The 11,896-nt window shown below is 36.2% G+C and carries 9 protein-coding genes and 3 tRNA genes; 6 read left to right on the top strand and 6 right to left on the bottom strand.

Annotated features, from left to right (window positions below):
* Positions 1-9 precede the first annotated feature (9 nt).
* The 3 genes from JNL75_07125 to JNL75_07115 all read left to right on the top strand — a co-directional run bounded on the left by JNL75_07125 (position 10) and on the right by JNL75_07115 (position 4,918).
* The gene (locus tag JNL75_07125) at positions 10-1,329 is read left to right on the top strand and encodes a hypothetical protein (protein MBL7789587.1); all 1,320 of its coding nucleotides are present in this window, start codon (positions 10-12) and stop codon (positions 1,327-1,329) included.
* Positions 1,330-1,332: 3 nt separating this feature from the next.
* Positions 1,333-2,505, top strand: coding sequence for a tRNA 2-thiouridine(34) synthase MnmA (gene mnmA / locus JNL75_07120; protein MBL7789586.1), 1,173 nt, complete (start codon positions 1,333-1,335; stop codon positions 2,503-2,505).
* 169 nt (positions 2,506-2,674) lie between these two features.
* Entirely contained in the window at positions 2,675-4,918 is a 2,244-nt protein-coding gene (locus JNL75_07115; GenBank protein ID MBL7789585.1) for a bifunctional (p)ppGpp synthetase/guanosine-3',5'-bis(diphosphate) 3'-pyrophosphohydrolase, read from the top strand.
* 38 nt (positions 4,919-4,956) lie between these two features.
* On the opposite strand, the gene JNL75_07110 is transcribed toward JNL75_07115, so the two are convergent.
* The 3 genes from JNL75_07110 to JNL75_07100 form a co-directional block, all read right to left on the bottom strand.
* Positions 4,957-5,042 (bottom strand) — tRNA-Leu (locus tag JNL75_07110).
* Positions 5,043-5,063: 21 nt separating this feature from the next.
* A tRNA-Gly gene (locus JNL75_07105) sits at positions 5,064-5,136 on the bottom strand.
* A gap of 73 nt (positions 5,137-5,209) precedes the next feature.
* A tRNA-Cys gene (locus tag JNL75_07100) sits at positions 5,210-5,280 on the bottom strand.
* A gap of 126 nt (positions 5,281-5,406) precedes the next feature.
* On the opposite strand from JNL75_07100, the gene mrdA reads away from it, so the two are divergent.
* The 3 genes from mrdA to JNL75_07085 all read left to right on the top strand — a co-directional run bounded on the left by mrdA (position 5,407) and on the right by JNL75_07085 (position 8,995).
* Positions 5,407-7,257, top strand: a complete 1,851-nt coding sequence (gene mrdA / locus JNL75_07095; protein ID MBL7789584.1) for a penicillin-binding protein 2 — start codon at positions 5,407-5,409, stop codon at positions 7,255-7,257.
* A gap of 2 nt (positions 7,258-7,259) precedes the next feature.
* A complete protein-coding gene (locus JNL75_07090; GenBank protein ID MBL7789583.1) occupies positions 7,260-8,516 on the top strand; it encodes a rod shape-determining protein RodA in 1,257 nt (418 codons plus the stop codon).
* 98 nt (positions 8,517-8,614) lie between these two features.
* Positions 8,615-8,995, top strand: a complete 381-nt coding sequence (locus tag JNL75_07085; protein ID MBL7789582.1) for an SET domain-containing protein-lysine N-methyltransferase — start codon at positions 8,615-8,617, stop codon at positions 8,993-8,995.
* 99 nt (positions 8,996-9,094) lie between these two features.
* On the opposite strand, the gene JNL75_07080 is transcribed toward JNL75_07085, so the two are convergent.
* The 3 genes from JNL75_07080 to JNL75_07070 all read right to left on the bottom strand — a co-directional run.
* Positions 9,095-10,444, bottom strand: coding sequence for a peptidoglycan synthetase (locus JNL75_07080; GenBank protein ID MBL7789581.1), 1,350 nt, complete (start codon positions 10,442-10,444; stop codon positions 9,095-9,097).
* 222 nt (positions 10,445-10,666) lie between these two features.
* On the bottom strand, positions 10,667-11,158 hold the full coding sequence (locus tag JNL75_07075) for an SUKH-3 domain-containing protein (GenBank protein ID MBL7789580.1): 492 nt from the start codon (positions 11,156-11,158) through the stop codon (positions 10,667-10,669).
* A 2-nt stretch (positions 11,159-11,160) separates the two neighbouring features.
* Positions 11,161-11,896 (bottom strand): hypothetical protein (locus JNL75_07070; GenBank protein MBL7789579.1); only part of this gene is annotated, 736 nt, incomplete at its 5' end.

The raw sequence follows: 11,896 nt of genomic DNA, 5'->3' as shown, positions 1-11,896 counted from the left end.
TACTATACGGTGTTTATTTTACACATTCTTTTGGGTATAATCTACATTGGTCTGCCACTTTTTTTCGTATTATATTATAGAACATACAGAATAACAGATGCAGACGATAAATTCTTTTTTAGCTCAGGGTTTTTACTAAAATTGTTTGGGGCTACCTGCGCTGTAGTCATATATGAGTTTTATTACGGAGGTGGAGATACTACGGAGTATTGTCGCAGTGGGGCATTACTTCTGGATTATGTGTTAGGTAATATTGATCAATTACCCAGTATCTTAGTTCAGGAAAATTTAAGAAAATATAATGAATTGAGCTTTATTCAATATAATATCCAGCATGAATATTGGTATTCAAAAGCTACCTTCACTATGACTAAGATTGCGCTTCTTTTAAATACCTTTACACTTAACTCATTCTACCTTACGTCTATTATATGTAGTTTCTTTTCATTTTTTTGCTCTTGGAAGTTCTATCGTTTTTTTGTAGACAATTCCAGTATAAGCAAAAAAAAAGTAGGTTATGCCATTTTCTTTATGCCTTCTGTCATTTTTTGGGGCTCAGGATTATTCAAAGACACTTTTACCTTAGGTGGACTTTATTTATTCATTATAGGTCTAGTCAATTTTTTTGGTCATGGTAAATATAAAATAGGTTATCTGGTTTACCTTCTTATAGGCTCTTATCTATTATTCTCTATACGCAGTTTCTTTCTAATGGCTTCATTCCCATTTATATTACTTTGGATTATTAATTTGAGGTTCAATAGCATCCCTTCACTTTCCATTCGTATTCTTATAGCACCTTTTTTCATAGCTATAGCCGCTATTTCGATAACTGCTAGTTTGCAGTACTTGACTCAATTCTTTCAAGAATTATCTGTTGAAAAATTGATGGATACCTCTAAAGGATTTCAAAGCTGGCATGCAACTTTGCAGGGTAGTGCCTATTCACTAGGAGACATAGACTATACGACCTCTGGTCTTGTCGATAAAATTCCAGTGTCCATAGCTGTTACTTTTTTTCGACCATTTTTGTGGGAGGCTGGTAAGCCAATAGTTTTTCTAAGTGCTTTGCAGAGCTTGTTCTTTTTATTAATTACGGTCTATTCTATTTTTAAAATGCGAATTATTTATTTCTTTACGGCGTTTTTTAGTTCACCACAAGCCATAGCGCTTATGGGATTTAGTTTATTCTATGGAATGGTTGTAGGATTTACGAGTTATAATTTCGGAGCTTTAGATCGATATAAGATACCATGTCTTAGTACTTATGTACTAGCTTTAATTTTTACGTGGGAAAAATACAAATCAAGACATAATTTAATAGCATAAACCATGACAAAAGTACGAGTAGTAGTGGGTCTTTCTGGTGGCGTAGACAGTAGCGTAACCGCAGCAATTCTCGTAGAGCAAGGCTATGATGTCATAGGTGTCTTTATGAGAAACTGGAATGATAATTCAGTAGTCATCAATAATGAATGTCCATGGATAGACGATAGCAACGATGCTCTCTTAGTAGCAAACAAACTAGGGATACCCTTTCAAGTTCTTGACCTGTCAGAAATATATAAAAAACGTATCGTTGATTATATGCACGCAGAGTACGAAAGAGGAAGAACGCCAAATCCAGATGTACTATGCAATAGAGAAATTAAATTTGATGTATTTCTCGATGCCGCATTAAAACTAGGTGCACAATATGTAGCCACAGGCCATTACTGCAGAAAAGAATCTATAGATAAAAATGGAAGGACGATACATAGACTGCTAGCAGGAGTAGATTTGAATAAAGACCAAAGTTATTTTCTATGTCAAATCAATCAATACCAGCTATCAAAAGCCCTCTTCCCCATTGGACATCTGCAAAAACATGAGGTACGAGAACTGGCAAAAAAATACGACCTTATCACAGCTGAAAAAAAGGATTCCCAAGGTCTTTGCTTTATAGGAAAGGTAAAACTCCCTGTTTTTCTGCAAGAACAGCTAAAGCCAAAACTTGGCGATGTTATAGAAATTGACACTCAACATCATTGTTTCAATTATCCCGACCAAGAAATAGAAACGATTTGCCGCCCATACCAACTCATAGCAAGTTATGGGAAAGTAATAGGTAGGCATCAAGGCGTGCAATTTTATACCGTGGGGCAAAGAAAAGGACTAGGTATAGGTGGCACAGAGCTACCGATTTTTGTTATCGCCAAAGATTCGACAAATAATATCATTTATGTAGGGAAAGGGGATAGTCATGCTGGACTATTGAGAAAAGGTTTATTTATACCTAACAAAGATCTCCATTGGATACGAGAAGATATGGCCTTATCGATTGGCGAAATGGAAGAATTTCACGTTCGTATTCGCTATCGTCAGAAATTAGCAAAAGCTAATTTAATTATGAAGGATTCCGGACTTTTTATTATATTTGAGGAATGGATGTCAAGTATTGCAGCTGGTCAGTTTGCAGCTTGGTATCATGGAGAGGAATTAATAGGAAGTGGTGTTATAGATTGATTTGTAGATGAGTAGATATGTCTAAAAGATTATAAGAATTTAGATATTTGCATTATAATTAGGTAAATTGTATTAGAATTTTTTCTTAGTCAATTCACTCATAACTTATAATTCCTACGTAGAATAAAAACATAAGTCAAAAAACTGACCACTAATTTTACTTAATTTAATGGAGCGCATCAATTTTGAGCTTTACGATATTGAAAATGAGAAAAAACTTATCTCCAAAGAGTATAGAAAGCTTTTGCGCACCCTTAAAAATAGACTAAATCCAAGCTCTAAGAAAAGTCTTCGCCATGCATTCGAAATGGCTGTAGATGCGCATAGTAAAACTAGACGAAAGTCTGGTGAATTATACATATTCCACCCGATAGCTGTAGCACAGATTGTCGCGGAAGAAATTGGTTTGGGTGTAACCTCCGCAATTTGCGCTTTGCTTCACGATACCGTAGAAGATACCGATTTGACCTTAGAAGAAATTCAGATCTCATTGGGAAATGAAGTAGCAAAAATTATAGAGGGGCTTACGAAGATTTCGCACATGATAGATACCAGCTCTTCTCTGCAGGTTGAGAATTATAAAAAATTAATCATAACTCTAGCAGAGGATGTACGAGTCATACTGATAAAAATAGCAGATAGACTGCACAATATGCGAACTATGGATGCTATGGCACCTGATAAGCAGAAAAAAATAGCTTCCGAAACCTTATTCCTCTATGCACCACTAGCTAATAGAATAGGATTGCATGCTATTAAAACGGAATTGGAAGATTTATCATTAAAATACTTAGAGCCAAAAGAGTTTCGAGAAATTGCACTCAAACTTAAGGAGACTAAGCGACAACGAACTAAACAAATTAATGAATTTATTCAACCAATAGAAGAACGGTTGAATAAAATGGGGTATAAGTTTAAAATCTATGGAAGGCCAAAATCAATATATTCCATTTGGAACAAAATTCATAAGAAAGGAGTGCCTTTTGAAGAAGTGTTTGACTTATTAGCTATCAGAATCATATTAGATGTACCATTCGAAAAAGAAAAACAAGAATGCTGGAATGTTTATTCTATAATTACAGAAAACTATATCCCATCCTCGGAAAGATTGCGCGATTGGATTTCGAAACCAAAATCAAATGGATATGAAGCCTTGCATACAACGGTGATGGGGCCGAATGGTAAATTTATAGAAGTTCAGATTAGAACATCCCGTATGGATGAAATAGCAGAAAAGGGAGTAGCGGCTCATTTATTCTATAAAGAAGGAAGAACAGGAAGTGAAAAAAATCCGGTAGATGAGTGGTTGAAAAAAATGTCTGAAAAACTCAGAGCCTCCAATGATAATGCCCTCGATTTAGTCGATGATTTCAAGCTGGATTTGTATAATGAAGAAATCTATGTATTCACGCCTAAGGGTGATTTAAAGATGATGCCTCAAGGAAGTACTATACTAGACTTTGCTTTTGAGATACATTCTGGCGTAGGCAGAAAATGTATCGGAGCAAAAGTCAACCATAAACTGGTGCCCATTTCGCACAAGATTGAAAACGGTACACAGATAGAAATATTGACGAGTTCTAAACAAAAACCTAACGAGGATTGGCTCAATATAGTAACTACATCTAAAGCCAAATCAGCGATAAAAAATTCCCTTAAATCAGAGATAAGGTCAGAAGCGGCATTTGGTAAGGAAATTCTTCAGCGAAAGCTATCTGCTATTCATGCAGATTATAATCAAGAAAATCTTCAGATCTTAGTAAATCATTACAAGCATGTCAATCACTTAAGTCTTCTTTGCGATATTAAAAATGATAAGGTCAATCTGCAAGACTTAAAAAAATTCAAAGTTGTAGGGGGTAATATAAAACTAGATAAACCAAAGAAACTTAAAGAAGATAACTCCAAGATATCGGACCAAGAGGTCATTCAAAAAGTTAAGGAGACGCTAAAACAAAATTCCGATCTTCTCATTATGGGAGAAGATGGTTCAAAAATTCAGTATAGCTATGCCCCCTGCTGCAATCCTATACCTGGAGACGATGTCTTTGGATTCATTACTATCAATGAAGGGGTAAAAATACATCGGGTCAACTGTCCTAATGCAGTGCAGCTGATGAGCAAATACAATTATCGTATCGTAAAAACGAAGTGGAGTCAATCTAAAGAAATAGCCTTTCTAACTGGATTTAAATTAAATGGTATCGACGGACTGGGGTTAATTAATAAAATGACTAAGATCATATCAGAGGATTATAACGTCAACATCCGATCTATATCTATAGAAAGTGAAGAAGGTATATTTGAAGGTACGGTAAAGCTGTATGTCAATGACATAGAGCAATTAGAGACGCTTATTAAAAACCTAAAAGCACTAGAAGGGGTTATAGAAATTAAAAGAATTGAAGAATAATCTGGGCACAAACCTTAGATGCTTATGCCCAAATTGAGTACCTCGGGCGGGACTTGAACCCGCACGGACATTACTGCCCACAGGATTTTAAGTCCTGCGTGTCTACCAATTCCACCACCAAGGTATGTTCTAAAATTGGAAAGAGAGCGAAAGACGAGACTCGAACTCGCGACCCCAACCTTGGCAAGGTTGTGCTCTACCAACTGAGCTACTTTCGCATTTATCGATTTACTGATAAAAATGGATTGCAAATATAAAAACAATTTCTATAAATGCAAGACCTAAAAAAAGAGGTCGAGAGCGGATTCGAACCGCTGTACGAGGTTTTGCAGACCTCTGCCTAGCCGCTCGGCCACCCGACCATACCTAAAAGAACACTACCGTTTTAAAAACGGGAATGCAAATATAAAACTTTTGGATAATTCAGATTTGTTTTTTTACTTTTGCTTCCCTTTCAAATTATAATAGCAATTTAGCCCAAAGAATTTATGCAAGATATATTTCCTCAGCGAATTAAAATGATTCAAGGAGTGATAATATTCTTTTCATTTCTCTTCCTTATCAATTTGTTTTATATACAAGTCATTGATAATAAATATCAATTTAAAGCTAAGGATAATGCTATTAAGGAGCTCATAGACTACCCTTCCAGAGGATTGATTTATGACCGAAATAATGTGCTTATAGTTCATAATACGAATCAGTTTGAAATCATGGTAACCTATGCTGAGGTAGATGCAGGATTAGATACTAATCTACTATGTAAAGATCTCAATTTAACAAAGGAATACTTTCTAGAGACTATGAAAAAGGCTAAAAAAAATTCCCAATTTAGACCCTATGTTTTTCTAAAGTATGTAGAAGACTCGCAGTATCAGAGATTTCAAGAACATATATTTAAATATAAAGGATTTTTCGGTCAAACTCGATTTGTACGAGAATATCCGTATGCAAATGGAGCCTTGCTTTTCGGAGATGTAGGAGAAATAGACTCTTCTCAGATAAAGGAATATGCTGAAAAATACACCTATCTTAGTGGAGATTATATCGGTAAAAATGGAATAGAAGTCTATTATGAAGATATTTTGAGAGGTCAAAGAGGTATTCGCACGGTAGTAGTTGACGCACTCAATAGAGTAAAAGGTAGCTACGCTGATGGTTCGCAAGACAAGGATCCTGAAGCAGGTACGAACCTACAAGCCTCTATTGACATCGAATTACAAAAATTTGGAGAGGAATTACTTACGAATAAAAAAGGAAGTATAGTAGCCATAGAGCCTAGTTCTGGAGAAATACTAGCCCTTTGTAACGGACCAACCTATGACCCTAATCTATTAACTGGAGGTAGCAGAAATAAATACTATCCAAAACTTCTGCTCAACAAGCATAAACCACTATACAATAGAGCTATTCAGGGTTTATACCCTCCAGGATCTACTTTCAAAGCTCCTTCAGCCTTAGTATCCTTGCAAATGAGGGCTATCAATCCTAATTTTGCATATTATTGCCCTGGCTATTATCCAATAGGCGCCAAAAGTCTCAAGTGCTCTCATAGACACGCCCCATGCAGAAATATTGAAGAAGGATTAACGCAATCTTGTAATCCATACTTTTGTCAAGTATTCAGAGAAGCTGTCGAGGTTACAAATTCTAAAAACTTCCAAAACGATTACCATCGCTGGTATACTAATATTTGTCGATTTGGATTCAGACGCAAATTAGGTATCGATTTAAAAAATGAAAAGAGAGGCAATGTTCCCGATACTGGATATTATAACAGGATGTATAGAAGTTCATGGAAAGCGACCACAGTCATTTCACTAGGCATTGGTCAGGGAGAAATCTTAGCTACTCCACTACAAATGGCTAACTCCTATTGTGTCATAGCGAATAAAGGTTATTATATTACACCACATGTTATTAAAGGTATAGAGGTAAAAGGGAAATTTGTGCCAAACAAAGATAAAAAAATAAAAGTGACAGTACCTATAGACAAATACTATTTCGACAGAGTAACCGATGGCCTAGAAATGGTCGTAGAAAGGGGAACAGCGAGATCCTCCAAAATAAATGGTATAGCTCTATGCGGTAAAACGGGAACAGCACAAAATCCTCATGGTGAGGACCATTCCATCTTTGTCGGCTTTGCTCCAAAGGTAAATCCTAAAATAGTAATAGCATGTATAGTAGAAAATGGCGGTGGCGGTGGTGGACTAGCGGCACCCATTGTCTCTCTTATGGCAGAGCGGTATATAAAAGACAGTCTCCCGCCTGCAAGTCAAAATAAATTTTCAAGTATCAAAAATAGGCATCTTATCAATTTCCAGTTAGACGAATAATTATGGCTAAAAGTACTTCTATTTTTAATAAATTGGATTGGCCCTTAGTATTTACTTACCTTATGTTGATGTTCATAGGGCTTATAACAGTATATGCCGCTGGATATAATCCTGAGCATCCTAATATCTATGACCTATCTCAAACGTATGGAAAACAGTTGATCTGGATTACAACTTGTCTTCTATTGGGTTTTATTATCATCAATATGAGTTCCAAGGTGTTTAGTGTTTTTGCCTACGGATATTATGCACTGATTCTTCTGTTGCTTATTCTAGTTCTCTTTATTGCAAAAGAAGTAGGCGGAGCGAAAGCATGGATAGACTTAGGTTTTTTTCGACTACAGCCTTCAGAATTTGCCAAATTTACAACTTGCTTAGCATTGGCATATTACATCAGTGAATTAGAAACCAACCTCGCCTATACTAAAAAATTATTGATAGCACTAGCGATAATCATCGTCCCCTTCGTTCTCATTTTAGCGCAGCATGATATGGGATCAGCTTTGGTGTTTTTATCTTTTGCTTTCTTGCTCAATCGATTTGGCATGTCCAGCTACATAATCTTCACGGGTTTTTTTATCGTTATTATCTCGATACTTTCCCTGCTCATGTCGCCTATTTATCTCATATTGAGCATGATTATTTTAGTCATAATCGTAGCTTTTTTTAATCGTAAAAGTAAAGATTTAAATAAGTATATCATAGCTGGAGTAACCATTACGGCATTTGTGGCTATCTATAGTATTTCTATAGATCTAGTTATGAGCAAACTAGACAAACACCAGAGAGATCGGATCAATGTATTGGTGGGCAAGGGTGGAAATGACTGGAATGTGCGACAAAGTAAAATAGCATTAGGTGCAGGACAATTTACAGGAAAGGGATTTCTAAAAGGCACTCAGTCAAAGATGAATTTCCTTCCTGCTAAAGAAACAGATTTTATTTTTTGTACAATAGGTGAAGAATGGGGATTTTTGGGTTGCGGTCTCGTCATAGGGCTTTATGTTTTTTTAATGCTTAGAATATTATACTTAAGCGAAAAACATAGCTCTAAATTCTCGAAGGTTTATGGCTATGCTATCGTATGCGTATTTATGCTTCACTTTATTATTAATATAGGTATGACATTAGGATTGGTGCCTGTTATTGGTATTCCTCTGCCAGCCCTGAGCTATGGAGGGTCTTCCCTGCTTTCATTTTCAGTGATGATATTTGCCTTTATCCGTATGGATAGTGAGCGATGGATCTATACCGCTTAATATTTTAATTTTAAATTTTTAGTTTTGAATTTTGAATAGTCAATTTACTTAAAAAAAGAATCATAATATTAAACTTAAAACTTTCAACTTATAATAAAATGTTATACATAAAAGACGTCAAAGGCAAAGGAAGAGGAGTATTCACCGATGAATTGATAAAGAAAGGTACTCTAATAGAGGTCTGCCCTATGATCGTTCTTCCTGCCAAGGATAGAAAATACATAGACCAAACAAAGATTTTTAACTACTACTTTTTATGGGGAGATAAGCATAAGCAAAGTGCTCTGGCACTGGGCTATGGTTCACTATACAACCATAGTCGCTCAGCGAATGCTGACTATGAAAGCTATTACGAAGAAGAAGAAATTCATATCATAGCTTATAAGGATATAAAACCAGGAGAAGAAATTACTATTAATTATAACAATGACCCCAATAGCCAAGTCCCTATGTGGTTCGAACCTGATTTCGGGAAATAAATATTCAAAGTCTTATAGAAAGTAATTAGCCACAAAGACACCAAGTTGCTAAACTAGGAATTTGCTAAATATATTTATTAGATTAGGCTAAAAAGACAACTATAATTGTGAGAGACCTATATTTTTCAACTCCAATCCTCCAAAGGTACCGCTGCTCATCATCAGATAAACAGATTCCCCATCACCTATTGTTTTCAAAAATTTTTCCAATTCTACCTGTTCCGTAAAGAAGTGAATATCATCTCTATTAAAATGCCCTCTAATCATTTCTTCTGTGAATAGCAGATTGCCTTTCTTTTCTAATACCTTTTTATCGATAAATACCACTGCTGTGTCCGCCTCATTCATACTATCCTTATACTGAGGCAGAAACTCCTCTGTCAAGGTACTAAAGGTATGCATTTCAAAGCAAGCGACCAAATTCTTGGTAGGATAATTCTCTTTGACACCTTTTATGGTCGCTCGCAGTTTACTAGGCGAATGGGCAAAATCTTTGAATACAATTCGCTTTTTTTCTTCTACGATTTTCTCCAATCTCCTACCAGCGCCACCGAAGCTAGATATAGCTTTCCAGAAGTTTCCCTCTGTCATTCCTAGCTCTATGCAGACGTGCTTCGCTGCTTGGATATTTTCCATATTATGACGACCTATCACATTGAGAGGGATATTTATTCCTGAAACTTTCGCATAAAATACTTCATCGATGACTTCATAATCGATCGCTTCGTAAGACGTTAAGGCTATATCATCTCTCAATCCAGTGATTATTTTCCTTATCTTTTCGTCTTCATAGAAGAATAGTTTAGAGCTGGTCCCCATGCTTTGCACCAATTTAGCAAACTGCGCATTGTAGATTTCTTCTGTCTTGAATACATTGATATGATCCCACTCTATACCGCTGATAGTGGCTATATGAGCATGGTAATAAATAAATTTAGGTTCCTTATTGATAGGACTAGCCAGATATTCATCCCCTTCTATGACTATGATAGGAGCATCGCTCAATCGGACACTATAATCAAAACCAGCCACCGAGCTGCCGACTAGATAATCGAAGTCCATATTCTGGTGTTTCAGACAATGCATAACCATAGAGGTGATACTCGTCTTGCCATGACTACCAGCTATCACAGCACGTTTTTTATCCTTGCTATTTTCGTAAATATACTCAGGAAAAGAAAGCACCTTAATACCCAGCTCGATAGCTCTCGCCAATTCTGGATTGTCATACTTCGCATGCATTCCCAGAATGACCATATCAATATCTGGGGTGATATTCTCTGCAAAAAAACCTTCCTTTTCTGGCAAAATACCAGCTTCTAAAAGTCTAGATCTCGATGGTTCTTGAATGACATCATCCGAACCTGACACCTGATGACCTTTCCGAACCGATGTAATGGCTATCTGATGCATAATAGCACCGCCTATAGCTATGAGATGTATGCGCATGAAGTTGTTTTAAGGCAAAGGTAAGGGAAAAATATTTATTTAGGGATTGCCGAAAAACGCTCATGTATTTCATATCTATTTACTCTATTCCCCCTTTGTTGGTGTTATTCACCAACAATCAGCAGAAAATTCTATCGTGTTTGTTGGTGACGCTGCGCTCTAACACCAACAAAGGGATGGATGCCGAGCAAAAATACTCGGCATTTTAATTAGAAAAATCACTTATGGAAGTGGGACATACTCTCCTTTCATATTCCACCACTTTCCTGTATCTTCATCCAACTGTAAAGATTGAAGGGTATTCATTAATAATATGTTCTCAATTCCTTCGTATAAGTTCTTACCTACATAAAAGCAATACTCTCCTATCTTATACACTCTGCCGTCTACATCGCAGCAGATATCATAGCTGTCAGGCAGATACAGCCCAATAGGAAAAAAAGTTCTCTTAATGATTGATTGATAGTATGGGATATAATGATCTCCCTCTAATTTTTCCTTTGGAATACTAGCATCAAGATATAATTCATTCGCTACATCTGAATAGTCTTGTTTCTCGCAATCAATCTTTAGATTTCCATATTCTTGTAAGAATTCAATTATAAAGTTTGGGTAATTATCTAGTGGCAGTTCTAATTCTTTTAGAGATACCTTCCTACCTTCTTTCCAACCAGCTTTTTTAAGCAATTCAGTTACGTCCTTATTAAATTCCATGTTTAATTAACTTTAAATTCTTTTATGTTAAAATGTTTCAGCTGAGGATTACAACTATTACAAGCCTTTTTATATTCTCCATGTTTTAATACAATTTCCCCCTTTCTAATATCATCTGTAATCTGCTTCGCATGACTTACAAATCCTTCTAGGGCTTTTCTAGCTTCTTCTATCGTCATTTTTCCTTTCGGATCTATCTTTTTGAGATATTGAGAAATATTCATGACTTCCGCACATTTTCCATGATGTTCGGGAAGTCTTAACTTCCCTTTGATATGAAGCTCCCACATCTCTCTAACCCACTTATCTACCAAAGGATGCAAATCATCAGGAAATACTCCAGCAGGTAGTTTTTTCTTATAACTATAATTAAATACCGTTTCGATACCCTCTAATACTCCACAGGCTTTAGGTCTTTCTTTGGTTGGCAATTTCAAGGCATCGTCTGCCATCGTCTTTAAAAAGTGTAAGGATTCATCGCTGATTTTTAACACCTCATCCACCAACCCCAGCTTCTTCTTCACGGCTACAATCAACTCATCCAACCACTGCTTAAAATCTTCAAAGAACTGTTTCGCGTTTTTAGTAATATTTCTGTAGGCTGTGCGCAGAAAGGTGATAAATTTTTCTAGTGCCTCTTCTCCCATCTCTCCTACACGCTTTACACCACGTAGCATTCTACTACCCAGCGAGCCTATATTGGCTACGATATTCTCTACTGCTGCTATACCGCCTGTA

This window comes from Chitinophagales bacterium, from assembly GCA_016787225.1.
Classification (GTDB): domain Bacteria; phylum Bacteroidota; class Bacteroidia; order Chitinophagales; family JADJOU01; genus CHPMRC01.
The sequence above is the reverse complement of the archived record's forward strand: the minus strand, read 5'-3'. Positions and strand labels throughout refer to the sequence as shown.

Bases quoted from the DNA above. Each gene is read 5' to 3' on its own strand.
- JNL75_07075 (MBL7789580.1), bottom strand. From the start codon at position 11,158: ATGGAATTTAATAAGGACGTAACTGAATTGCTTAAAAAAGCTGGTTGG.
- JNL75_07080 (MBL7789581.1), bottom strand. From the start codon at position 10,444: ATGCGCATACATCTCATAGCTATAGGCGGTGCTATTATGCATCAGATA.
- JNL75_07085 (MBL7789582.1), top strand. From the start codon at position 8,615: ATGTTATACATAAAAGACGTCAAAGGCAAAGGAAGAGGAGTATTCACC.
- JNL75_07115 (MBL7789585.1), top strand. From the start codon at position 2,675: ATGGAGCGCATCAATTTTGAGCTTTACGATATTGAAAATGAGAAAAAA.
- JNL75_07090 (MBL7789583.1), top strand. From the start codon at position 7,260: ATGGCTAAAAGTACTTCTATTTTTAATAAATTGGATTGGCCCTTAGTA.
- mnmA (MBL7789586.1), top strand. From the start codon at position 1,333: ATGACAAAAGTACGAGTAGTAGTGGGTCTTTCTGGTGGCGTAGACAGT.
- mrdA (MBL7789584.1), top strand. From the start codon at position 5,407: ATGCAAGATATATTTCCTCAGCGAATTAAAATGATTCAAGGAGTGATA.